Consider the following 22,955-nt stretch of genomic DNA (forward strand, 5'->3'; position numbering starts at 1 on the left):
GGTACGCGCGACGGGCCCGGGCAGGCCCGCGCGGTCGACGAATGCCCCGATCGGGCTATCCCGATCGGTCGATGGATAATTTCAGGGGTCAGATTCCGGATCGTCTTGCCTGATCGCCCGCCGCCGCCCCGCTTGCCAGGCAGTCACGCCGGAAGCCTGCCGCCGGCTGCCACCGCCAGGCACGATCCACGTTCCCGCCCGTCGCTCAGCCCTTCTTCTTTTTCTTCTCGACCTGGACGCAGTCGCCCAGCAGCGGCGGCGCATTCTGGTCGGCGATCTCGTCGCGCAGCGTCGCTTCCTTGCCCTTCGTCCACCACGTATAGCGGCCGGCCTGATAGCGCGCGCCGGACGCCGACACGGTGTCGACGAACAGCATCTGCTTCCCGTTGACCGGCACGAGCGCGAAGCTCTGGCCGTTGCCCGCGAGCCAGTACGACACGCGCACGGGCTGTTTCTGGTTCGCGCACTGGTAGACGGCGAACTGGCGCGAATCGGCGTCGATCTCTTCGACGGTCAGTTGCGCGGCATGCGCGACGGAAACGGCGGTGCCGGCGAGCGCGAGCGCGGCGAGCGTTTGGCGAATCATGCAGGTCCTCTCACGAGACGGGTGGAAACGCGCCCTCGCGGGGCGCGCAATTATTGTTGGCGATCGCGTCGTATAGCGTGATCAGGGATCGATGACGTCGGCACACGCGTCGGTCGGCGCGGCCGCGAGATGGCCGACGAGCGGCACGATCTTGAGCCCGGCCGAGGCCACCCGGCACGGCGCGGCCGCGACGCCGCAACCCGCGAGACTCGCGACCAGCGCCAGTGCGGCGCCCAGCTTTCCGATACGCAGCCACCTTGGCGTCATCGTCCTCTCCTGGTTACGTCAGCGCGCCGACACGGGCCGGACGGCCGCGGCGGCACGCTTCGCGCGTTCGCGGGCTTCGTCGACGGTCGCGCCGGTCGCCAGCGCGACGCCCATGCGCCGCTTCGCAAAACTTTCCGGCTTACCGAACAGGCGCAGGTCGGCGCCCGGCACCGCGAGCGCGTCGCGCACGCCTTCGAACGCGATGCCGCGCTCGTCGAGGCCGCCGTAGATCACGGCCGACGCGGCCGGCGAACCGAGCGTCGGATCGACCGGCAGCCCGAGAATCGCACGCGCGTGCAGCTCGAACTCGGACTGGCGCTGCGACGCGAGCGTGACGAGGCCCGTATCGTGCGGCCGCGGGCTCACCTCGGAGAACCACACGTCGTCGCCGCGCACGAACAGCTCGACGCCGAACAGCCCGCGCCCGCCGAGTGCCTCGGTGACCTTGTGCGCGATCTCGCGCGACTTCTCGAGCGCCGCCGCGCTCATCGGCTGCGGCTGCCACGACTCGACGTAGTCGCCCGCCACCTGCACGTGGCCGACCGGCTCGCAGAAATAGGTACGCGTGGCGTCCGTCGCCGGATCGATCGCGCGCACGGTGAGCTGCGTGATCTCGTAGTCGAAATCGATGAAGCCTTCGACGATCACGCGGCCGTGGTTCACGCGCCCGCCCGCCATCGCGTAGTCCCACGCCGGCTTCACGTCGGCCTCGGTCTTCACGACCGACTGCCCCTTGCCCGACGACGACATCACGGGTTTCACGACGCACGGCATGCCGATCTTCGAGACGGCCGCGCTGAACGCTTCGAACGAATCCGCGAACGCATACGGGGACGTCGGCAGGCCGAGCTCCTCGGCCGCGAGCCGGCGGATCCCTTCGCGGTTCATCGTGAGCTGCGTTGCGCGCGCGGTCGGGATCACCTCGGCGAGCCCGGCCGCCTCGATCGCCGCGAGCGCGTCGGTCGCGATCGCCTCGATCTCGGGCACGATCAGGTGCGGGCGTTCGGCCTCGACGATCGCGCGCAGCGCGGCGGCGTCGGTCATGTCGATCACGTGCGCGCGATGCGCGACCTGATGGCCGGGTGCGTCCGGATAGCGGTCGACCGCGATGACTTCGACACCGAGACGCTGCAACGCGATGATGACTTCCTTGCCGAGCTCGCCGGCGCCGAGCAGCATGACGCGCGTGGCCGAGGATGAGAGCGGCGTACCGAGCCGCTGACCGATCTGCATGTGATTACCCGCTTCTGGTGGAGGACGAAAACGGCTCCGATGTTAACACGCGCCACGACACCGGTTTGGCGCGTTTCGCCGTGCCGCCGCCCCGCCTCGGGCCGCTCGCGAGCGGGCTGCGAACGTTTTCACGCGCGAAGTGTCGGCTCGCCTGCCGCGGGGCGGGTGCGTTACTCTTACGCCTTGATCAGAATCCGATGAGGAACGAGGCTCATGTCCCACCTGTCCGCGGCCGCACGCGCACGCACCGGCCTGCTTCGCCCGTTGCGCGCGCCGCTCTGCGCGTTGACGCTTGCCACGCTTCTCGCCGCCTGCGCGATGCCGACCCACCCCGATTCCGCCGCCCCCGCGCCCGACCCGTACAACCCGGCCGCCGTCCAGCTGCTCGACGACACGAGCTGGGAGCTCACCAGCTGGCTGAACGCCGACGGCACGCAGCGCGCGATCCCGCACGGCGACAACGGCGAGCCGATCAAGCTCGCGCTGTCGACCGAGTCGGGCATCCGGCGCGCGAGCGGGTTCTCGGGCTGCAACCGCTACATGGGCACCTACGCGATCAAGAACGGCCTGTTGAGCTTCGGGCCGCTCGCCGGCACGCGGATGGCCTGCCCGAATACGCTCGGCGGCCAGCTCGAACCCGCGTACCTCGACGCACTCGCCCACATCGACAAGACCGGCGTGCAGATGCGCGAGCCGCAGCAATTGCAGATCGTGACCGCGTCCGGCGCAACGCTGACCTTCACGCACCGGAGCCCCTGATGCAGCACCGCGCGCGCGAAGGCCGACCGACCGCCTTCGCGTGGCGCGCCACGCGCGTGTGCCGCGCACCCACGTGCGCGGCGTGAAGCGGATGCACGCCGCGTTAGAGTCTTGTTCGCCGGCCGGTTAAACTCGGCGGGTCGCGCCCCGCGCGCCCCTCCCCACTCCTGTTTCAAAGCATGCACACGGTTGTCTTCGGCTGGTTCGGCATCTCCGCCGTCTGGTTCCTCCTTCTCTTCTGGCGTCTCGTGCAGGCGATGCTGCCCGGCGGCGGCGGCCTCGCCGGCCGCGGCTCGATCCGTCTGTGGCTCGGCTTCGCCGCGGTGTTCGTGGCCAGCTGCACGCTGACGAGCCCGCTGTCGGGCCCCGACACGAACGCGCTCGGCCATGCGTTCTCGGCAGGCTTCGCCCACGTGCTCGGCCCGATCGGCACGCCGGTCGCGATGGTCGTGCTGTTCTTCGCCGGGCTGCCCTGGTTGACCGGCATCGGCTGGCGACAGTTCGCCGCCTGGGTCGACACGTCGTTCGGCGTCAAGCTGTCACGCGACGGCGGCGACGACGACGCCCGCGGCATTGCCGACCTGCCGCGCAGCGCGCTGCATCGCGACGACGACGTCGTACAGCCGACCACCGCGCATACCGTCAATTCGATGGCGCCGCGCCAGAACGGCCGGTATTCGCGTCCGACGCTGTGGAAACCCGATCCGCAGGCGCGGCCGAAGCCGCGCAGCAGCACGCCCCCGCGCCCCCACGTGGAACCCGTCGCGCCGTCGGGCTGGTTGAAGCCGACCGCGCCCCAGCGCGCGCCGACGCAGCCCGCACCGATCCCCCCGGCCAGCGCGATGCCGCCACCGACGACCGGCAGCACCGCAAGCCTGGCACGCGCAGCGGCGAATTCGCAGGTCCCGCGCCCCGATCCAGCCCCGCTTCCCGTCGGATTCGAACCCGTCCGCCCGCGGCCGACAGCCGCGCGACCGGCCACGGCCGCATTGAAGCCGACTACGCCGCGTACCACGGTCACGCCGCGGCCGGCCGCCGCGCAGCCGCAGCGCCCGCCGGTACGCCCCGTCGCAGGCGCAGGTTCGGCCGGCCAGCCTGCGGATACGGCACGACGTCGTCCGGCGCCGCAAACACCGGCGCGTGCGCCGCTCTATGCATGGACGGAAAAACCCGCCGCGCCGATCGCGCCGGCACCGAGCGTGCACGACACGCTGCGCTCGATCGAGGCCAGCACCGCGCAATGGGCGACGCTGGGCGGTGCGCAGCCGGCCGACGCCGGGCACGCTGCCGCCGCAGCCGCTACCGTGGCCGGTGTGGCCGCGGCAGCGGCCGGCGTTGCGGCGCCGGCATCGGCGGCCGCATCGACCGTGCCGGCCGTGCCGGCCGGGATCGCCGCCGCGACCCACGGCCTCGCCGCGCATGACGCCGCTGTGTCGCTCGCACACGATGCGGCGCCGGCGTACGACGACAACGCACCGATCGTGCTCGACGCGTTCATGCCGGCGGCGCCCGCTGTTCATGCACCGGGTGCCGATGCGGGCACCGTGGCGCTCGACGCGGCCGCCCCGCACGCGCTGCCGAATACCGGCAGCGACGATGCCGCGTTTTCGCATCACGCCGACGACGAGATCCGGTACGCCGACGATGCGCCTGCCGCGCCGACGCCGGGAATCCCGTCCGCACCCTCACCTTCGTTCGACGCGCCTATCGACCTCGCACCGTGGGAAGACCTCGCCAGCCGGCCGGTTTCCGCGTTCGACGCATCCGCGTGGAACCCGGCCGCCGAGTCGTCGACGGACGCGACGGAATCGGAACCGGCCGATGCCGCCGCCGCGCAACCCAGGCGCGAGGCGGCTCGCGACATCGCCGCGAGCAACCTGCCGGCGCCCGTCGATAACGACGACAGGTACACGGTGCAACCGGCTCCCGCAATCGATCACATCGCATCGGCCCGCATGCCGCAGGGCATCGACGATGCGCACGCCGACGTGAAAGCGACAGGGAACATCGCACCGTTCGCGGCCCTCCCCTCTTCGCCGATCACCGAAACGACGTCGCGCGCAAGTGCCGAAGCCAGGCCGTTTGCGGCGGTGTCGGCAACGTCGGGATCGGCCGTGTCGGGTGCAGCACCGGAAGCCGTCAAGGCAGACGCGGCAGAACTTGCGGCACCGCCGGCGGCAAGCGCTCAGGGCTCCGCGCCGGCAGCGGAATGGACTTGGAAACCGTCGACGGCACGATCTGCCCCGACGAATACGACCGCCGCCGTGGAATTGCCGAAATCGTCGGTCGCCGCTCAACCGTTTGCCGCCGCAACGCAGACGGCTTCGGCTGCTGCGTCGCCGCTCGTCGGCACCGCTCAAGGCTCGACCGCGCAAACACCTGCATCCGCTTCGGGGACATCGCCTGTCGCCGAGACCGCTTCAATGGATCGCGTGACCGGCACGACATCCGGTTCGCCTGCTCAGTCGCCTGCGTCGGCATCGACCGCTGCATCAGTCGCGTCGACATCCGCAATCGGCGCAACCGGCGCTGCGTTGGCTTCGCTTTCGCAGCCGGCCGCATCGGCATCGACCGCGGCATCGGGTGCAACAGCATCCTCAATCGGTGTAACCGGTACTGCGTCGGCTTCACTGCCGCAGCCGGCCGCATTGGCATCGACCGCTACATCTGCCCCATCGACATCCCCGGTCGGCGTAGCCGGTGCTGCGTCGGCTTCGCTTTCGCAGCCGGCCGCATTGGCACCGACACCTGCATCCGCCCCATCAGCATCCCCGGTCGGCGTAACTGGTACTGCGTCGGCTTCGCCTTCGCAGCCGGCCGCGTCGACATCGACCGTTGCATCGGTTGCGTCGACAGCCCCGGTTAGCGAAACGGGCACGACTTACGGTTCGTTCCCCCGTGCATCGATGCCCACATCGCCCGTCGTGACTCCGTCGACGGCCGGCACGTCGGCTTCGACATCCGGTCCGACCGCGCCCGCACCGGCTGTCGCACCCGCGCTCGCTGCCGCGATGCCCGTGAACACCGCGTCCGGCTCGCCCGCGCCGGCGCCGGCCAACCCGGCAAGCTCATCGACGGGTACGACATTCGGCACGTTCGGCACCTCCGGCGCGGTCGCACCGCAGCCGGCCGCAAGCCTGCCCGTGCCTTCGGCCGTTTCCGACACGACTGCACCGTCGCCCGGCGCCGTCGCACCGATCACGTCCGCCGCAGCGACTCCGGCGCAACCGATCTCCGGCTCGCCCGTCGCTCCGACCGGCTCGCTGCCGTCCTTCGGGGCAACCGCCGCGACACTGACTCCGTCGATCGCTTCCGCACCTGCCGCGATCGAAGCCACGACGTTCGCAGCCCCGCCCGCCCCCACCCCGGCCTCGTCGCCGGCAAGCTGGCACGTGCCGAACGTCACCGCGACACCGGCAGCCGCAGCCCCGCAACCCGCCACGACATTCCCCGGCGCGAGCCAGTCCGCACCGGCGGCGGTCACGCCCGTACCGGCGATTCCCGCTGCCCCGCCGGCAGAAGCGACCGCCGCCGCGGCAACAACCGAACCCGCCGCACCGGCCCCCGACACCCCCGCCCGCCCGCCGCGCCCGAACGCGTTCGAATTCCACGCGCCCGCGACGTTCAACGTCGAACTGCCGACCCTCGACCTGCTCGAACCCGCGTCCGACGACATCGAAACGATCACCGACGAACACCTCGCGCAAACCGCGCAGGTCATCGAACAGCGGCTGCAGGAATTCAAGGTGCCGGTAACGGTGGTCGGCGCATCGGCCGGCCCCGTGATCACGCGCTTCGAGATCGAACCCGCGCTCGGCGTGCGGGGCAGCCAGATCGTCGGGCTGATGAAGGACCTGTCGCGCGGCCTCGGCCTCACGTCGATCCGCGTCGTCGAGACGATTCCCGGCAAGACCTGCATGGGCCTCGAACTGCCGAATGCGAAGCGCCAGATGATCCGCCTGTCGGAAATCCTCGAGTCGCGCCAGTACCAGCACTCGGCCTCGCAACTGACGATCGCGATGGGCAAGGACATCACCGGCCATCCGGTCGTCACCGATCTCGCGAAGGCGCCGCACATGCTCGTCGCGGGCACGACGGGCTCGGGCAAGTCGGTCGCGATCAACGCGATGATCCTGTCGCTGCTGTACAAGGCGACACCCGAGGACGTGCGGCTCATCATGATCGACCCGAAGATGCTGGAGCTGTCGGTCTACGAAGGCATCCCGCACCTGCTCGCGCCGGTCGTCACCGACATGAAGCTCGCGGCCAACGCGCTGAACTGGTGCGTCGGCGAGATGGAGAAGCGCTACCGGCTGATGTCGGCCGTCGGCGTGCGCAACCTCGCGGGCTTCAACCAGAAGATCCGCGATGCCGAAGCGAAGGAAAAGAAGATCGGCAACCCGTTCTCGCTGACGCCCGAGGACCCCGAGCCGCTGTCGACGCTGCCGCTGATCGTCGTCGTGATCGACGAGCTGGCCGACCTGATGATGGTGGCCGGCAAGAAGATCGAGGAACTGATCGCCCGTCTCGCGCAGAAAGCGCGCGCGGCCGGCATCCACCTGATCCTCGCGACGCAGCGCCCGTCCGTCGACGTGATCACGGGCCTGATCAAGGCGAACATCCCGACGCGCGTCGCGTTCCAGGTGTCGTCGAAGATCGACTCGCGCACGATTCTCGACCAGATGGGCGCCGAATCGCTGCTCGGGATGGGCGACATGCTGTTCCTGCCGCCAGGCACCGGTTATCCGCAGCGCGTGCACGGCGCATTCGTCGCCGACGAGGAAGTGCACCGGATCGTCGAGTACCTGAAACAGTTCGGCGAACCGCAGTACGAGGAAGGGATCCTCGACGGCCCGGCCGCCGACGGCGCGACGCAGGACCTGTTCGGCGATGCGCCGGACGCGGAGGCCGATCCGCTGTACGACGAAGCCGTCGCGTTCGTCGTGCGCACGCGGCGCGCGTCGATCTCGTCGGTGCAGCGGCAGTTGCGCATCGGCTACAACCGCGCCGCACGCCTCGTCGAGCAGATGGAGGCGGCCGGGCTGGTGTCGCCGATGGGCATCAACGGCAGCCGCGAGGTGCTCGTGCCGGCCGCGGCCGACTGAGCGCGGCGGCGGCCGCCGTCCACCGATGCGGGCCACCGGGAAACCGGCCGCCCCGTAAAGCAAAGGGCGCTGCATCGGCAGCGCCCTTTGTCATTTACTGCACCGGCACCAGCTTGAAATCGACCGGCTTGCCGACCGCCACCTTCTGCGGATTCGGGCCCAGTTGCCCCGTTTCCACATTGCGGCTGAACACGTAGAACGTATCGCTGTCCTGGTTGCCGACGATCAGCCACTTGCCGGTCGGGTCGATCAGGAACTCGCGCGGCGTCTTGCCGAGGCTCGACTGGCGGCCGACGGGCTTCAACCGGCCGTCGGCCTGGTTCACCGCGTAGATCACCAGGTCGTTCACATCGCCGCGGTTGCTCACGTACAGGAAGCGGCCGTCAGGCGACAGGTGGATCGCACCGCCGCCGACCTTGCCCTTGAAGCCCGGCGCGGTCATCGATACGGTCTCGACCGGCGTCAGCTTGCCGTCGTGGTAGCCGAACACCTCGACCGCCGCGTTGAGCTCGCTCGTCACGTACGCGTACCGGCCGTCGGCGCTGAACACCATGTGACGCGGGCCCGAACCCGCCTTGACCGGCGTGTAGCGCGTGTCGGTCGGGCTGATCAGCCCGCGGCTGCCGTCCACCGTGTACCGGTAGCCGTAGACCTTGTCCGCGCCGAGATCCTGCACGAACAGGTAATGGCCATCCGGCGAAAACACCGTCGAATGCACGTGCGCGCCGTCCTGACGGCCCTTCACGGGCCCCGTGCCCTCGTGGTGCACCGTCAGCACGGCCTGGCCGACCGCGCCGTCGTCGCGCAGCGGAAACACCGCGAAGCTGCCGCCCGGGTCCTTCGCGACCGAGTAATTGGCCGTCACGAGGTACTTGCCGTCCGGCGACAGCGCGAGATAGCAAGGATCGTTCCCTTCCGACGACACGCGGTCGATGAAGCTCAGCGCGCCCGTCTTCGCGTCGAAGCGGAAGGCGCTGACGCCGCCGCGCTGCGACGCCGGCCCGTCGTCGCCGGGCAGTTCGTTGACCGCGTAGACGGTACGACCGTCGCGGCTCGGCAACAGATACGACGGATTCACCGTCTTCGCCGACGACACCGGCGCGACGCTGCCGGTTTTCGTATCGAAGCGGTAAACATAGATCCCGTCGCTGCCGCCGCCCGTGTAGGTGCCCACGAGCAGGTTGTACACGCCGTCGGCCGGAGCGGGCGATTGCTGCGCAAATGCATGGGTCGCGGAAAGGGAGAGCACGATCGCGAAACCTTTCATCCAGTGAGCGAGCCTAAGCGGGAACCCTCGTGTCGAAGCGCGTGCGTCACGCTCGCGTAAACGGTTGGGCATTGAATCCTCCTTGCATCGAGTCGCTTCAAGTGTTGAGATAGGACGAAACGCCGGCCGTTCATGCGCTCCGCCGCCCGGCCGAGTATACGGGGCGCGGCGCCCGCGCGTGAAGCCTTGGCCGCCGCCGTCCGCATTGTGAACTCGAATACCCAAGGATCGCCTGCCCATGCCTGCCCTGATCGAAGACTACGCCCTCGTCGGCGACGGCCACACCGCCGCGCTGGTCGCCAAAGACGGCTCCGTAGACTGGCTGTGCTGGCCCCGCTTCGATTCGGGCGCCTGCTTCGCGGCGCTTCTCGGCACCCCCGAGCACGGCCGCTGGCTGCTCGCGCCGGCCGCCGATGCCGCGATCACGCACACGTCGCGCCGCTATCGCGGCGACACGCTGATTCTCGAAACCGACTACGAAAGCGCCGACGGTGCCGTCACCGTGGTCGACTTCATGCCGCCCGGCAACGGCTGGTCCGAGCTGGTGCGGATCGTCATCGGCCGCCACGGCACGATGAAGATGCGCATGGAGCTCGTGCTGCGCTTCGACTACGGTTTCTCGATTCCGTGGGTCACGCAGCTGACCCGCGAGGACGGCATGAAGGCGATCGCGGGCCCTGACACCGTCGTGCTGCGCACGCCGGTGCCGCTCACCGGCAAGAACCTCCATACGCTCGCGGAATTCACCGTGAACGCCGATGAACGCGTGCCGTTCTCGCTCAGCTATGCGGCGTCCCACATGCGGCTGCCGCCCGCACGCGATCCGCTGTCGATGCTCGCGCGCACCGAGAACTACTGGCTCGAATGGTCGGGCCGCTGCCAGGTGCAGGGCCGCTACGCGGCCGCCGTGCGCCGTTCGCTGATCACGCTGAAGGCACTGGCGTACGAGCCGACCGGCGGGATCGTCGCGGCGCCGACCACGTCGCTGCCCGAGAAGATCGGCGGCAATCGCAACTGGGACTACCGCTACTGCTGGCTGCGCGACGCGACGATCACGCTGCTCGCGCTGATGCGCGGCGGCTACTACGACGAGGCGCGCGCGTGGCGCACGTGGCTCGGCCGCGTGATGGCCGGCTCGCCCGAACAGATCCAGATCATGTACGGGATCGCCGGCGAACGCCGGCTCCCGGAAATGGAACTCGACTGGCTGCCCGGCTACCAGGACTCGAAGCCGGTGCGCGTGGGCAACGGCGCCGCGAACCAGCTCCAGCTCGACGTATTCGGCGAGGTGATGGCCGCGCTGCACCTCGCGCGCGTGGGCGGCCTGCAGGCCGACGACACGGTGTGGTCGGTGCAGTGCGCGCTGCTCGACCATCTCGAGAAGATCTGGCAGGAGCCCGACGAAGGCATCTGGGAAACGCGCGGCGGCCGCCGCCATTTCACGTTCTCGAAGGTGATGGCGTGGGTCGCGTTCGACCGCGCGATCAAGTCGGCGGAGATGTTCCGACTGCCCGGCTCGCTCGACCGCTGGCGCGCGCTGCGCGAGCAGATCCATGCCGACGTGTGCGACAACGCGTGGCACGAAAGCAAACGGGCGTTTGCACAGAGCTACGGCAGCGACGAACTCGACGCGAGCGTGCTGCTGATGCCGCTGCTCGGCTTCCTGCCGCCGGAAGATCCGCGCATCGTCGGCACGGTCGAAGCGATCGAGCGGGAGTTGCTGCACGACGGGCTCGTGATGCGCTACCGCACGACCGAATACGACGACGGCCTGCCGCCCGGCGAAGGCACGTTTCTCGCGTGCAGTTTCTGGCTGGTCGACAACTATGCGCTGCTGGGCCGGATCGACGACGCGCACCGCCTGTTCAGCCGGCTGCTCGCGCTGTCGAACGACCTCGGGCTGCTCGCCGAGGAATACGACCCGGTGGCCGGGCGGCTCGTCGGCAATTTCCCGCAGGCGTTCTCGCACGTGGCGCTCGTGCATACCGCGATGAACCTGATGCACCACGAGGACGCGATGGCGCGCGCGGCCGGCCAGCCGGCGCCGGCCGTCGCCACGGGGCGCTGAACGGGGCGCGAGCGGCTTGTTCAGAGAACGTCAAATCGCAAAACTTTGATGAAAAATCGGGGAAATGTTGCATTGCACCACCCATCGTTGTCCGATATGATCGACGCGATTGTCCGGCTGCAGTGCAACATGGCCGGCCGCTGACCCACACGGCACGCCGCGACGCCTCACGCCGCCCTTGCGCACCGTCCCCCACGCGGGAGTAGTCTGCATGCTTTACCAACTGCACGAATTCCAGCGAGCCATGCTGAGCCCGCTGACGGCCTGGGCCCAGGCCGCGTCCAAATCGTTCGCCAATCCGTCCAGCCCGTTCTCGCTGATGCCCGGCGCGCCGCGGATGGCCGCCGCGTACGAGCTGATGTACCGGCTCGGCAAGGATTACGAGAAGCCCGAGTTCAACATTCACCAGATCGTCAAGGACGGCCACAACATCCCGATCGTCGAGCAGACGATCGTCGAGAAGCCGTTCTGCCGGCTGCTGCGCTTCAAGCGCTATTCGGACGACGCCGATGCCGTCACGCAGCTGAAGGACGAGCCGGTCGTGCTGGTCTGCGCGCCGCTGTCGGGCCACCACTCGACGCTGCTGCGCGACACCGTGCGCACGCTGCTGCAGGATCACAAGGTGTACATCACCGACTGGATCGACGCGCGGATGGTGCCGGTCGAGGTCGGCCCGTTCCACCTGCACGACTACATCGCATACATCCAGGAATTCATCCGTCACATCGGCGCGCGCAACCTGCACGTGATCTCGGTGTGCCAGCCGACGGTGCCGGTGCTCGCGGCGATCTCGCTGATGGCGAGCCGCGGCGAGGACACGCCGCTCACGATGACAATGATGGGCGGCCCGATCGATGCGCGCCGCAGCCCGACGTCGGTGAATTCGCTCGCCACGCAGCACTCGACCGCGTGGTTCGAGAACAACGTGATCCACACGGTGCCCGCGAACTACCCGGGCGAAGGCCGCCAGGTGTATCCGGGCTTCCTTCAGCACACGGGTTTCGTCGCGATGAACCCGGAGCGGCACGCACAGTCGCACTGGGATTTCTACCAGAGCCTGCTGCGCGGCGACGAGGAAGACGCCGAAGCGCACCGCCAGTTCTATGACGAATACAACGCGGTGCTCGACATGGCCGCCGAGTATTACCTCGAGACGATCCGCATCGTGTTCCAGGAATTCCGGCTGGCAGAGGGCACGTGGGATGTCGAAGGCGAGCGCGTGCGTCCGCAGGACATCAAGCGTACCGCGCTGATGACGATCGAAGGCGAACTCGACGACATCTCCGGCAGCGGCCAGACGCACGTCGCGCACGAGCTGTGCACGGGCATCCCGCAGGACCAGCGCCGCAGCCTGACCGCCGAGAAGTGCGGTCACTACGGGATTTTCTCGGGCCGCCGCTGGCGCACGATCATCTATCCGCAACTGCGCGACTTCATCCGCGAGCATGCGCCGGAGCCGAAGCACGGCGCGACGAAGGATGCCGCGGATGCGCCGGCGCCCAAGACGCTCTCCGCCGTGCCGGCCAGCCATGCGCCGCTCGAAACGACGCGCGCCACCGCGGCGAAGCGCACGCGCGCGAAGGCCCCCGCCAAGGCAGTCGCAGCGGCGCCGGCCAAGGCCGCACCGGCCGCGAAACGCGCCGCCAGCGGCCCGCGCGTCAAGGCCGTGCGTACGCGCAAGGCCGCCTGACGCACCGCGTTCCGACGAAAAAACGCCGCCGTTGCCTGCGCACGGCGGCGTTTTTGCATCCTTCGACCGCTTCAGCCGGCCGGTGCGTCAGCGACGCAGCAGATACGCGAGCAGCAACTCGGTGTTCATGCGGACCATCTCGGCGCGTTCGTCGGTGTCGGTGAAATCGCGGCCGAGCGTCGCGGCGAGCGTGAAGCGGTTCGACACGATGTAGTAGCCGAGCCCCGACAGCGTCACGTAGAAGCGCAGCGGATCGACGTCGGTGCGGAACAGCCCGGCCTTCTGGCCGCGCGTCAGCACGTTGCCGAGCTTCGCGACGATCGGCGACATCATCTCGCGGATCCGCGTCGACTTGTGCAGGTAGCGCGCTTCGTGCAGGTTCTCGTTGTTGATGAGCCTGAGCAGTTCCGGATGGTCGCGGTAGTAGTCCCAGACGAAATGCGCGAGCCGCGTGACGGCTTCCACCGGCGCGACGCCGTCGAGGTCGAGCACGCGCTCGGCCTCGGTCAGCGCGGAGAACGCGTGTTCGAGCACGGCCGTGAACAGCTGCTCCTTGCTGCCGAAGTAGTAATAGAGCATGCGCTCGTTGGTTTCGGCCCGGCGCGCGATCTGGTCGACGCGCGCGCCGAACAGCCCTCCACTCGCGAACTCTTCGGCTGCCGCCATCAGGATGCGGCGGCGCGTACCTTCAGGATCTCTTTTGATTTTTGGCTGATTCATGGTGGCGTTTTGCTATGTGAGCCGCTTGATCCGGACCGGCACCCCCACCGCCTCGGCGCCGGCCGCCCTGGAACGGGCGCGCCGCGGGCGGCCGCCCTCCTGCTGAGCCCCTGCAAAAAAGCGGTTCGATTATGCGCACAGACGGCGTCCAGCGCAATGCGGGAAATCGGCGATAATCGAGCTTTGGCAAACCTTTCCGGCCGCGCCCGAAGCGGCCGAGAGCCATTCGGCGCCGCTGCGCCCGTTGTCACCGTGACCGACTCCAAAACACTCGCGGATCGCATCGAAGATCTGCTTCCCCAGACGCAATGCACGAAGTGCGGCTATAACGGCTGCCGGCCGTACGCCGAGGCGATCGCCGCCGGCGACGCGAACTACAACCAGTGCCCGCCCGGCGGCGCCGAAGGCATCGCGCGCCTCGCGGGCCTGCTCGGCAAGCCCGTGATTCCGTTGAACCCCGTGAACGGCAGCGAGCATCCGCGCGCCGTCGCCTTCATCGACGAAAGCCTGTGCATCGGCTGCACGCTGTGCATGCAGGCGTGCCCGGTCGACGCGATCGTCGGTGCGCCGAAGCAGATGCATACGATCGTCGAGTCGCTGTGCACGGGTTGCGACCTGTGCGTGCCGCCCTGCCCGGTCGACTGCATCGCGATGCTGCCGGTGACCGGCGAACGCACCGGCTGGGACGCGTGGTCGCAGGAACAGGCCGATGCCGCACGCGAACGCCACGACCTGCGGCTCGCGCGCCAGCGCCGCGAACGCGAAGCCGCCGAAGCGCGCGCGGCCGCACGCCGCGCGGCCAGCGCCGCGAAGCCGGCCGCGGCCTCCGCGGGAACGCCATCCGCCGCACCGGCTGCGGATGACGCCGAAGCGAAGAAGCGCGCGATCATCGCCGCCGCGCTCGAGCGTGCGCGCAAGAAGAAGGAAGAACTGTCCGGGCAAGGTGCCGGGCCGAAGAACACCGAGGGCGTGAGCGCGGCCGTCCAGGCGCAGATCGACGCCGCCGAGGCGCGCCGCAAGCGGCTCGCGGAACAGCAGGCCCAACGCGACGCCGAAGCGGCGGCCGCGAGCGGCAACGACGAAGAAAACGACGCAGGCGACGACGGCCCGTCCGCACCGCCCGACCAGAACGCTCCATGAACACCAGCAAACGACGCGCGATCTACGAAACGCTGCAGAGCCTCAATCCGCATCCGACCACCGAGCTCGAATACTCGACGCCGTTCGAGCTGCTGATCGCCGTGATGCTGTCCGCTCAGGCGACCGACGTATCGGTCAACAAGGCGATGCGGAAGATGTTTCCGGTCGCGAACACCCCGCGACAAATCGTCGCACTCGGCGAAGAAGGCGTCACCGAGTACATCAAGACGATCGGCCTGTACCGGACCAAGGCGAAGAACGTGGTCGCGACGTGCCGGATCCTGCTCGACCGCTACGACGGCGAGGTGCCGGCCGATCGCGAAGCGCTGGAAGGCCTGCCGGGCGTCGGCCGCAAGACCGCGAACGTCGTGTTGAACACCGCGTTCGGCCAGCCGACGATCGCGGTGGACACGCACATCTTCCGCGTCGCGAACCGCACGGGGCTCGCGCCGGGCAAGGACGTGCGCGCCGTCGAGGCCGCGCTCGAGAAGTTCACGCCGAAGGAGTTCCTGCAGGACGCGCATCACTGGCTGATCCTGCACGGGCGCTACGTGTGCAAGGCCCGCAAGCCCGAATGCTGGCATTGCGCGATCGAGCCGCTGTGCGAATTCAAGCCGAAGACCCCGCCGCCCAACGAGTGACGCGCAACCGCGGCCGGCCTGCCGCAAGCCGCCGGACGCCATGCGGCCCGACGCTCGACGCACGCCCCACCGGCCGCCCTCCGCCGGCAAACCGCGGCCGCGACAGCGCGTAGCCATCCGCGCCGCCGCTTTCCCCTTCCCGACTATGCGTTGGAGGTCGCGGTCGCATCGTCGGCCGCCGCGCCACCCGCGCGCACCAGCGCCAGCACGGCAGCCAGGATCGCGACGCCGCCCGCCCACTGCAGCGGCGACAGCGCCTCGCCGAACAGCAGCGCCGCCAGCGCGACCGTCACGACCGGTTCGAGCGTCGACAGCATCGACGTGCGCGCGGCCCCAAGCCGTTCGAGCCCCGCAAAGAACGCGATCATCGCCGCGACCGTCGACACGAGTGCGATCGCAAGCATCGACGCCCAGCCGCCGGCCGTCGCGGGCCAGCGCGGCGGCGCGCCGAACGCCGCGGTCCGCACGACGGCGATCGCCACGAGCGTCGCGGTCGCCGACAGGCAGATGATCGCGGTGGTCGCGAGCGGATCGACGCCTCGCGTCGCCTTCGTGCCGCCGACGATGTACAGCGAATAGATCACCGCGGCGGCCAGCGCGAGCGCGATCCCGAGCGGCTCGCCATGCCCGCCGCCGACCATCAGCGCCGAACCCGCGACGCACAGCACGAGCGCGACGGCCTTCGCGCGCGTGAGGTGCTCGCCGAGCCACCACGCGGCCAGCAGCGTGACGAAGGCCGGATACAGGTACAGCAGCAGCGCGACAAGGCTCGCCTGCGCGTGCTGCAGCGCGCTGAAGTAGCAGAACGACTGCCCGACGTAGCCGAGCGCGCCCATCGCCACGAGCGGCGCGAGCGAGCGCCCGCGCGGCCACGTGACGCGGCGATGCCGTGCGATCGCGGCGAGCACCGCGCCGCCGATCGCGAAGCGCACGATCAGCAGCCCGAGCACGTCGACACCGGCCGCATACGCGTAGCGGCCGAAGATCGCCATCGCGCCGAACGCGGCGGCGGATAGCGCGACGTAGAGCGTGCCCTGCAGGGCTGCGGACGATGGGCGAGCGGTGGCGGTCATGACGGAACGGATGAGAACGGTGCGGTGACGGGAAGCGTTGGAGTGTAACGGCGCGGCGGCCGCGAGCCTAGCCCGCGCTTACCCCGCGCTTACCCCACGCTTACCCGTTAACCGGCACCGGCGGCGCACGCCACCGGCCCGCGCCGCTCACCCGCAAGGCCCGCGGAACCCCCGCCGCTGCGGCCACGCGATCGCGCCAAACCCGCCGCCAGCGCCGCCCGCCGACCCGGCGTACAATGCGCGACGCGGCATCAAGCCGTCCGAGTCACGACGTTTCCCCACCATGTTCAATCCGAGCCGCGACGAAGTGCGTCGCTTTTTCACCGAGACCTGGCGCAAGCAGCGCGCCGGCGAGATCCTGACGCCGCTGGAAGCGATGGCAGCCGACTGGATCGTCGAGCATCCCGAATACCACGACGAACTCGCCGACGCCGATGGCGCCACCGCGCGCGAGTACACGCCCGAGGAAGGCCGCACGAACCCGTTCCTGCACCTGTCGATGCATCTCGCGATCAGCGAGCAGTTGTCGATCGACCAGCCGCCCGGCATCCGCGCCGCGCACGACAAGCTCGCGGCGAAGCTCGACTCGACCCACGACGCGCAGCACGTGATCATGGAATGCCTCGGCGAGACGATCTGGGAAGCCCAGCGCACGAACACGCCGCCCGATACCGACGCGTACCTGCAGCGCATCCTGCGCCGCGCATCGCGCGACTGAGCGCCGCCGCGGCGGCCCGCGGGCGCCGGCGCGCGGGCAAAAAAATACCCCGCCGGGGCGGGGTATCCTTGCTGCGCGGGCCCGCCGGGCCCGTCGCGCTTACTTCTTGAACACGAGATCGGTCTCTTTCAGCGACTCGATGTAGGCCGCGATGTCCTTCATGTCGCTGACCGACAGGCTCTGCACCTGTGCCTGCATGATCGCGTTGTTGCGGCCGAGCAGCGGATTCGTCAGGCCCATCTGGTACTGGCGCATCGCCCACACGAGGTAGTCGGCATGCTGGCCGGCGAGGCGCGGGTATTCGGCGTTGATCGGCTTGTTCATCTGCGCGCCGTGGCAGGCGGCGCAGTTGTGCGATTCGACCAGTTCCTTGCCCTTCGTGATGTCCGCCGCGTGCGCGGTACCGATCGCGAGGCCGGCCGCCAGTGCAACCGCCGCCGTCTTGAATGCGTTGTTCATGAATGCTCCTGTCCCGCCGAGAGATCGGCGGCGCGCGCTTACTTATAGGGGTTGTCCTTCGAGTCGGCCTTCTGGGCGGCGTAGTACGCCGACAGATCCGCGATGTCCTGGTCCGTCAGCGAACCGGCGATCGCATTCATCGACGGGAAGTGACGATCCTTCTTGCGGTAGGCCTTCAGCGCGTTCTCGAGGTATTGCTGGTTCTGGCCGCCGAGGACAGGCACCCGGTAGACCTCCGGGTACGCCGCGCGGTAGTCCTGGATGCCGTGGCAACCGATGCACATGGCGACCTTGCTCGCCCCGTCCTTCGGGTTGCCGACCACACCGGCCGCCTGCGCGCTGCCCGCGAGCGCCACGAGCGCTGCGACAACGACGTGTTTGCCGACGAATTTGTTCATAGCTCTTGTAACCTAGCTTGAGGGGAAACTGGCGCCGAAGCGGCAACGGCCCGCGCCGTTTTGCTTGTCGGTCGCCACGCAGGCCAAAAAAAACGGCCAGATTGTACCGCGTCGGCGGGGAACGCGTCCACAAGGCGCCCCGCCACAGTCCCGCAACGATACGCGGGCGCGGCCCAACCGGACAGCCCTTCTGACTTATACTGGGTTTTTTTCGCGATTGAGAAGAGCGCCGCCATGCGTTTCGAAGGGTCCTCGCACTACGTCGCCACCGACGATCTGAAGCTCGCGGTCAATGCCGCGCTGACGCTGCAACGCCCGCTGCTGATCAAGGGCGAGCCCGGCACCGGCAAGACCATGCTCGCCGAGGAAGTGGCCGCCGCGCTCGACATGCCGCTGCTGCAGTGGCACATCAAGTCGACCACCAAGGCGCAGCAGGGCCTGTACGAATACGACGCCGTGTCGCGGCTGCGCGATTCGCAGCTCGGCGACGAGCGCGTGAAGGACATCTCGAACTACATCGTCAAGGGCGTGCTGTGGCAGGCGTTCGATGCCGAGCACCCGAGCGTGCTGCTGATCGACGAGATCGACAAGGCCGACATCGAATTCCCGAACGACCTGCTGCGCGAGCTCGACCGGATGGAATTCCACGTGTACGAGACGCGCGAGACGGTCCGCGCGAAGCACCGCCCGCTCGTCATCATCACGTCGAACAACGAGAAGGAGCTGCCCGACGCGTTCCTGCGCCGCTGCTTCTTCCACTACATCCAGTTCCCCGACCCGTCGACGATGCAGAAGATCGTCGCGGTGCACTTCCCCGACATCCGCGAGGAGCTGCTGCGCGCGGCGCTCGAGAGTTTCTTCGAATTGCGCGGCGTGTCGGGCCTGAAGAAGAAGCCGTCGACGTCCGAGCTGCTCGACTGGCTGAAGCTGCTGCTCGCCGAGAACATCCCGGCCGACGCGCTGCGCGGCGCGGACGCGAAGCAGATCGTGCCGCCGCTCGCGGGCGCGCTGCTGAAGAACGAGCAGGACCTGAGCCTGCTCGAGCGGCTCGTCTACATGAACCGGCACAACCGGTAATCCCCCCTCACCCGCGAAGGCCCGGCCATGCTGCTCAATTTCTTCTACGCGCTGCGCGCAGCCAAGCTGCCCGTCTCGGTGAAGGAATACCTGACGCTGCTCGAAGCGCTGAAGGCCGGGCTGATCTCGCCGTCGATCGACGCGTTCTACTTCCTCGCACGGATGACGCTCGTCAAGGACGAGCAGTACTTCGACAAGTTCGACCAGGCGTTCGGCGCGTATTTCCACGGCGTGTCCGCGCTGCCGTCCGAAGCATTCGACATTCCGCTCGACTGGCTCGAAAAGCGCCTCGAGCGCGAGCTGTCGCCGGAGGAGAAGGCGCAGATCGAGGCGATGGGCGGCCTCGACAAGCTGATGGAGCGCCTGAAGGCGCTGCTCGACGAGCAGAAGGAGCGCCACGAAGGCGGCAACAAGTGGATCGGCACCGGCGGCACGTCGCCGTTCGGGCACGGCGGCTACAACCCGGAAGGCGTGCGCATCGGCGGCCCGTCGAACGGCAACCGCACCGCGGTCAAGGTGTGGGAGGCGCGCGCATACCGCGACTACGACGATTCCGTCGAGATCGGCACGCGCAACATCAAGGTCGCGCTGCGGCGGCTGCGCCGCTTCGCGCGCGAAGGCGCGGCCGAGGAGCTCGACCTGCCCGGCACGATCCGCAGCACCGCCGCGAACGCGGGCTGGCTCGACCTGCGGATGGTGCCCGAGCGCCACAACAACGTGAAGGTGCTGATGCTGCTCGACGTCGGCGGCTCGATGGACGATCACATCAAGCGCACCGAGGAGCTGTTCTCGGCCGCGAAGGCCGAATTCAAGCACCTGGAGTTCTTCTACTTCCACAACTGCGTGTACGACCACCTGTGGAAGAACAACCGCCGCCGCCACTCGGAACGCACCGCGACGTGGGACGTGCTGCACAAGTTCACGCCCGACTACAAGCTGATCTTCGTCGGCGACGCGACGATGAGCCCGTACGAAGTGCTGCAGCCCGGCGGTTCGGTCGAATACAACAATCCGGAAGCCGGCGCCGTGTGGCTGCGCCGCCTCGCCGACCAGTTCCCCCATCATGCATGGCTGAACCCGGAGCCCGAGCGGCTATGGGAATACCGGCAGTCGGTCGCGGTGATCCGCGACCTGCTCGGCCATCGCATGTATCCGCTCACGCTCGCGGGCCTCGAAACCGCGATGCGCGCACTCAGCAAGTAACGACACCCACCAAGACACGAAGGTCGCCTCCGAGCGGCCTCCCCCCGGAGATTGCATGAACCCCTCGCCCACCGCGAGCGCCAGCCGCGCCGGCGGCCGCCGTTTTTTTGCCGATACGTCCGTGTCCGCGCTCGTCGCCGGCTTCGTCGCGATGATGACCGGCTACACGAGTTCGCTCGTGCTGATGTTCCAGGCCGGCCGCGCCGCCCACCTCACCGATGCGCAGATCTCGTCGTGGATCTGGGCGCTGTCGATCGGCATGGCGCTGACGACGATCGGCCTGTCGCTGCGTTTTCGCGCGCCCGTCGTCGTCGCGTGGTCGACGCCCGGCGCCGCGCTGCTGATCGCGTCGCTGCCCGGCGTGCCCTACCCCGAGGCGATCGGCGCGTTCGTCGTCTGCGCGGTGCTGCTGACGGCCGTCGGCGTGAGCGGGCTGTTCGACACGCTGATGCGCAAGATTCCGGCCGGCATCGCCGCCGCCCTGCTCGCGGGCATCCTGTTCGAGATCGGCATCGAGATCTTCCGCGCCGCGCAGTTCCAGACCGCGCTCGTGCTTGCGATGTTCTTCACGTACCTGATCGTCAAGCGGCTCGCGCCGCGCTACGCGATTCCGACGACGCTGATCGTCGGCACCGCGGTGGCCGGCGGCCTCGGCCTGCTCGACTTCAGCGGCTTTCACATCGCGTTCGCGAAGCCCGTGTTCACGATGCCGGCGTTCTCGATCGCGTCGATCGTCAGCATCGGCATTCCGCTGTTCGTCGTCGCGATGGCGTCGCAGAACGTGCCGGGCATCGCGGTGCTGCGCGCGGACGGTTATCAGACCCCGTCGTCGCCGCTGATCGCGACCACCGGCCTCGCATCGCTGCTGCTCGCGCCGTTCGGCTCGCACGGCGTGAACCTCGCGGCGATCACGGCCGCGATCTGCACGGGCCCGGAAGCGCACGAGGATCACGCGAAGCGTTACACGGCCGCCGTGTGGTGCGGCATGTTCTACCTGGTCGCCGGTGTCTTCGGCGCGACGATCGCCGCGCTGTTCGCGGCGCTGCCGAAGGCGCTCGTCGTGTCGGTCGCCGCGCTCGCGTTGTTCGGCTCGATCATGAGCGGCCTCGCGAACGCGATGCAGGACGTGAAGCAGCGCGAAGCCGCACTCGTCACGTTCATGGTCACCGCGTCGGGCCTCACGCTGCTGTCGATCGGCTCGGCCTTCTGGGGGCTCGTCGCGGGGATCGTCACGCAGGTGATCCTGAACGCGCGCCGCCCCGAATAATCCGGCACGGCGCTCGCCGGCCATGCCAAAACGTGCTCGACGCGAATCGGGCCTAGAATGATGGCTTGGAAGCGGCGCCCGGCGCCGCTTCGCTTCGCCGCCGCGCTCGCGCGGCCCGTGAGAACCCGGCGCCTTGCGCCCTTCTTCCGAATCGCCATGACTACCGCACTCGACCAGCTGAAGCAGTACACGACCGTCGTCGCCGACACGGGCGATTTCCAGCAGCTTGCGCAATACCAGCCGCAGGACGCGACCACGAACCCTTCGCTGATCCTGAAGGCCGTCCAGAAGGACGCGTACAAGCCGATCCTCGAGAAAACCGTCCGCGATCATCGCAACGAAAGCACCGACTTCATCATCGACCGCCTGCTGATCGCATTCGGCACCGAGATCCTGAAGCTGATCCCGGGCCGCGTGTCGACCGAGGTCGACGCGCGCCTGTCGTTCGACACCCAGCGCTCGATCGACAAGGGTCGCGAACTCATCAAGCTGTACGAAGCAGCCGGCATCGGCCGCGAGCGCATCCTGATCAAGCTCGCGTCGACGTGGGAAGGCATCCGCGCGGCCGAAGTGCTGCAGAAGGACGGGATCAAGTGCAACATGACCCTGCTTTTCTCGCTCGTGCAGGCCGCCGCCTGCGCGGAAGCCGGCGCGCAGCTGATCTCGCCGTTCGTCGGCCGCATCTACGACTGGTTCAAGAAGCAGGCCGGCGCGGAGTGGAATGAAGAGAAGGACGGCGGCGCGAACGATCCGGGCGTGCAGTCGGTGCGCCGCATCTACACGTACTACAAGACGTTCGGCTACAAGACCGAAGTGATGGGCGCGAGCTTCCGCACGACCAGCCAGATCACCGAACTCGCCGGCTGCGACCTGCTGACGATCAGTCCCGATTTGCTGCAGAAGCTGCAGGACAGCAACGAGACGGTCACGCGCAAGCTGTCGCCGGAAGCGCTGCACGACAAGCCCGCCGCGCGTGTCGCGATCGACGAGGCAGCGTTCCGCTTCCAGCTGAACGACGACGCGATGGCAACCGAAAAGCTCGCCGAAGGCATCCGCGTATTCGCCGCCGATGCGGTGAAGCTCGAGAAGCTGATCGACTCGCTGCGCTGAGCCGCGATACGCGTCAGCGGCTGTCGGCAACACTGACAACAGCCGTCAGCAAGCGCGACGCACACGGCCGCGAACGTCATGTTCGCGGCCGTTTTTATTTTTCATTCCATCGTCAAGCACGCGCACTACAATCCACGTCACGGGTGCGGCGGCCGCCTCCCGATGCCCCCTTTT

General features: G+C 68.6%; 19 protein-coding genes. 11 read left to right on the forward strand and 8 right to left on the reverse strand.

Annotation, left to right across the window (positions count from 1 at the left end; all coding sequences use genetic code 11):
- Positions 1-205: 205 nt before the first annotated feature.
- From ABIC51_RS20160 to purT, 3 genes are all read right to left on the reverse strand, one after another.
- A complete protein-coding gene (locus tag ABIC51_RS20160) occupies positions 206-586 on the reverse strand; it encodes an MliC family protein (RefSeq protein WP_021161266.1) in 381 nt (126 codons plus the stop codon).
- A gap of 81 nt (positions 587-667) precedes the next feature.
- Entirely contained in the window at positions 668-853 is a 186-nt protein-coding gene (locus ABIC51_RS20165; protein ID WP_027786814.1) for a DUF6726 family protein, read from the reverse strand.
- Positions 854-871: 18 nt separating this feature from the next.
- Positions 872-2,086, reverse strand: coding sequence for a formate-dependent phosphoribosylglycinamide formyltransferase (gene purT / locus ABIC51_RS20170; RefSeq protein ID WP_175898282.1), 1,215 nt, complete (start codon positions 2,084-2,086; stop codon positions 872-874).
- 213 nt (positions 2,087-2,299) lie between these two features.
- On the opposite strand from purT, the gene ABIC51_RS20175 reads away from it, so the two are divergent.
- A complete protein-coding gene (locus ABIC51_RS20175) occupies positions 2,300-2,845 on the forward strand; it encodes an META domain-containing protein (RefSeq protein ID WP_059697969.1) in 546 nt (181 codons plus the stop codon).
- 179 nt (positions 2,846-3,024) lie between these two features.
- Positions 3,025-7,950, forward strand: a complete 4,926-nt coding sequence (locus ABIC51_RS20190; protein WP_175898280.1) for a DNA translocase FtsK — start codon at positions 3,025-3,027, stop codon at positions 7,948-7,950.
- 94 nt (positions 7,951-8,044) lie between these two features.
- On the opposite strand, the gene ABIC51_RS20195 is transcribed toward ABIC51_RS20190, so the two are convergent.
- On the reverse strand, positions 8,045-9,289 hold the full coding sequence (locus ABIC51_RS20195; RefSeq protein ID WP_175898278.1) for a lactonase family protein: 1,245 nt from the start codon (positions 9,287-9,289) through the stop codon (positions 8,045-8,047).
- A 166-nt stretch (positions 9,290-9,455) separates the two neighbouring features.
- Here ABIC51_RS20195 and ABIC51_RS20200 point away from each other — a divergent pair, with 166 nt between their 5' ends.
- Both ABIC51_RS20200 and ABIC51_RS20205 read left to right on the forward strand, forming a co-directional pair.
- Positions 9,456-11,285 carry a glycoside hydrolase family 15 protein gene (locus tag ABIC51_RS20200; protein WP_060172951.1) on the forward strand — a complete coding sequence of 610 codons (1,830 nt, stop codon included), beginning with the start codon at positions 9,456-9,458 and terminating at the stop codon, positions 11,283-11,285.
- Positions 11,286-11,496: 211 nt separating this feature from the next.
- Entirely contained in the window at positions 11,497-12,975 is a 1,479-nt protein-coding gene (locus ABIC51_RS20205) for a polyhydroxyalkanoate depolymerase (RefSeq protein WP_027786809.1), read from the forward strand.
- 87 nt (positions 12,976-13,062) lie between these two features.
- Here the strand turns inward: ABIC51_RS20205 and ABIC51_RS20210 are convergent, their stop codons facing one another.
- Entirely contained in the window at positions 13,063-13,695 is a 633-nt protein-coding gene (locus ABIC51_RS20210; RefSeq protein ID WP_021161256.1) for a TetR/AcrR family transcriptional regulator, read from the reverse strand.
- A gap of 156 nt (positions 13,696-13,851) precedes the next feature.
- Here ABIC51_RS20210 and rsxB point away from each other — a divergent pair, with 156 nt between their 5' ends.
- Positions 13,852-14,835 carry an electron transport complex subunit RsxB gene (gene rsxB, locus ABIC51_RS20215; RefSeq protein ID WP_027786808.1) on the forward strand — a complete coding sequence of 328 codons (984 nt, stop codon included), beginning with the start codon at positions 13,852-13,854 and terminating at the stop codon, positions 14,833-14,835.
- The gene (nth, locus tag ABIC51_RS20220; protein WP_027786807.1) at positions 14,832-15,476 is read left to right on the forward strand and encodes an endonuclease III; all 645 of its coding nucleotides are present in this window, start codon (positions 14,832-14,834) and stop codon (positions 15,474-15,476) included. The genes rsxB and nth overlap by 4 nt, the downstream gene beginning before the upstream one ends.
- Before the next feature lie 143 nt (positions 15,477-15,619).
- On the opposite strand, the gene ABIC51_RS20225 is transcribed toward nth, so the two are convergent.
- Entirely contained in the window at positions 15,620-16,549 is a 930-nt protein-coding gene (locus tag ABIC51_RS20225; RefSeq protein ID WP_027786806.1) for a DMT family transporter, read from the reverse strand.
- A 283-nt stretch (positions 16,550-16,832) separates the two neighbouring features.
- On the opposite strand from ABIC51_RS20225, the gene ABIC51_RS20230 reads away from it, so the two are divergent.
- Entirely contained in the window at positions 16,833-17,267 is a 435-nt protein-coding gene (locus ABIC51_RS20230; protein WP_027786805.1) for a DUF1841 family protein, read from the forward strand.
- A gap of 99 nt (positions 17,268-17,366) precedes the next feature.
- Here the strand turns inward: ABIC51_RS20230 and ABIC51_RS20235 are convergent, their stop codons facing one another.
- Together ABIC51_RS20235 and ABIC51_RS20240 are read right to left on the reverse strand one after the other, a co-directional pair.
- Complete coding sequence (locus tag ABIC51_RS20235; RefSeq protein WP_027786804.1) at positions 17,367-17,726, reverse strand: c-type cytochrome; 360 nt, start codon at positions 17,724-17,726, stop codon at positions 17,367-17,369.
- A gap of 38 nt (positions 17,727-17,764) precedes the next feature.
- Positions 17,765-18,124 (reverse strand): c-type cytochrome, encoded by a 360-nt coding sequence (locus tag ABIC51_RS20240; protein WP_021158557.1) that lies wholly within the window; start codon positions 18,122-18,124, stop codon positions 17,765-17,767.
- A 234-nt stretch (positions 18,125-18,358) separates the two neighbouring features.
- Between ABIC51_RS20240 and ABIC51_RS20245 the strand changes: the two genes are divergently transcribed.
- The 4 genes from ABIC51_RS20245 to tal all read left to right on the forward strand — a co-directional run bounded on the left by ABIC51_RS20245 (position 18,359) and on the right by tal (position 22,781).
- Complete coding sequence (locus ABIC51_RS20245; protein WP_021158556.1) at positions 18,359-19,201, forward strand: AAA family ATPase; 843 nt, start codon at positions 18,359-18,361, stop codon at positions 19,199-19,201.
- Between the two features lie 27 nt (positions 19,202-19,228).
- Positions 19,229-20,404, forward strand: coding sequence for a vWA domain-containing protein (locus tag ABIC51_RS20250; RefSeq protein WP_059697977.1), 1,176 nt, complete (start codon positions 19,229-19,231; stop codon positions 20,402-20,404).
- Between the two features lie 55 nt (positions 20,405-20,459).
- Positions 20,460-21,671, forward strand: coding sequence for a benzoate/H(+) symporter BenE family transporter (locus ABIC51_RS20255; RefSeq protein WP_027786802.1), 1,212 nt, complete (start codon positions 20,460-20,462; stop codon positions 21,669-21,671).
- A gap of 156 nt (positions 21,672-21,827) precedes the next feature.
- The gene (tal, locus tag ABIC51_RS20260; protein WP_027786801.1) at positions 21,828-22,781 is read left to right on the forward strand and encodes a transaldolase; all 954 of its coding nucleotides are present in this window, start codon (positions 21,828-21,830) and stop codon (positions 22,779-22,781) included.
- Positions 22,782-22,955: the final 174 nt, after the last annotated feature.

This window comes from Burkholderia sp. 572 (assembly GCF_040545135.1).
Lineage (GTDB): Bacteria > Pseudomonadota > Gammaproteobacteria > Burkholderiales > Burkholderiaceae > Burkholderia > Burkholderia cepacia.

Excerpts from the sequence above, each read along its gene's own strand:
- ABIC51_RS20225 (WP_027786806.1), bottom strand. The coding sequence starts at position 16,549 with ATGACCGCCACCGCTCGCCCATCGTCCGCAGCCCTGCAGGGCACGCTC.
- ABIC51_RS20210 (WP_021161256.1), bottom strand. The coding sequence starts at position 13,695 with ATGAATCAGCCAAAAATCAAAAGAGATCCTGAAGGTACGCGCCGCCGC.
- ABIC51_RS20245 (WP_021158556.1), top strand. The coding sequence starts at position 18,359 with ATGCGTTTCGAAGGGTCCTCGCACTACGTCGCCACCGACGATCTGAAG.
- ABIC51_RS20175 (WP_059697969.1), top strand. The coding sequence starts at position 2,300 with ATGTCCCACCTGTCCGCGGCCGCACGCGCACGCACCGGCCTGCTTCGC.
- ABIC51_RS20255 (WP_027786802.1), top strand. The coding sequence starts at position 20,460 with ATGAACCCCTCGCCCACCGCGAGCGCCAGCCGCGCCGGCGGCCGCCGT.
- rsxB (WP_027786808.1), top strand. The coding sequence starts at position 13,852 with ATGCGGGAAATCGGCGATAATCGAGCTTTGGCAAACCTTTCCGGCCGC.
- ABIC51_RS20190 (WP_175898280.1), top strand. The coding sequence starts at position 3,025 with ATGCACACGGTTGTCTTCGGCTGGTTCGGCATCTCCGCCGTCTGGTTC.
- ABIC51_RS20240 (WP_021158557.1), bottom strand. The coding sequence starts at position 18,124 with ATGAACAAATTCGTCGGCAAACACGTCGTTGTCGCAGCGCTCGTGGCG.
- ABIC51_RS20160 (WP_021161266.1), bottom strand. The coding sequence starts at position 586 with ATGATTCGCCAAACGCTCGCCGCGCTCGCGCTCGCCGGCACCGCCGTT.
- ABIC51_RS20230 (WP_027786805.1), top strand. The coding sequence starts at position 16,833 with ATGTTCAATCCGAGCCGCGACGAAGTGCGTCGCTTTTTCACCGAGACC.
- ABIC51_RS20195 (WP_175898278.1), bottom strand. The coding sequence starts at position 9,289 with ATGCCCAACCGTTTACGCGAGCGTGACGCACGCGCTTCGACACGAGGG.
- ABIC51_RS20235 (WP_027786804.1), bottom strand. The coding sequence starts at position 17,726 with ATGAACAACGCATTCAAGACGGCGGCGGTTGCACTGGCGGCCGGCCTC.
- purT (WP_175898282.1), bottom strand. The coding sequence starts at position 2,086 with ATGCAGATCGGTCAGCGGCTCGGTACGCCGCTCTCATCCTCGGCCACG.
- tal (WP_027786801.1), top strand. The coding sequence starts at position 21,828 with ATGACTACCGCACTCGACCAGCTGAAGCAGTACACGACCGTCGTCGCC.
- ABIC51_RS20165 (WP_027786814.1), bottom strand. The coding sequence starts at position 853 with ATGACGCCAAGGTGGCTGCGTATCGGAAAGCTGGGCGCCGCACTGGCG.
- ABIC51_RS20205 (WP_027786809.1), top strand. The coding sequence starts at position 11,497 with ATGCTTTACCAACTGCACGAATTCCAGCGAGCCATGCTGAGCCCGCTG.
- nth (WP_027786807.1), top strand. The coding sequence starts at position 14,832 with ATGAACACCAGCAAACGACGCGCGATCTACGAAACGCTGCAGAGCCTC.
- ABIC51_RS20200 (WP_060172951.1), top strand. The coding sequence starts at position 9,456 with ATGCCTGCCCTGATCGAAGACTACGCCCTCGTCGGCGACGGCCACACC.
- ABIC51_RS20250 (WP_059697977.1), top strand. The coding sequence starts at position 19,229 with ATGCTGCTCAATTTCTTCTACGCGCTGCGCGCAGCCAAGCTGCCCGTC.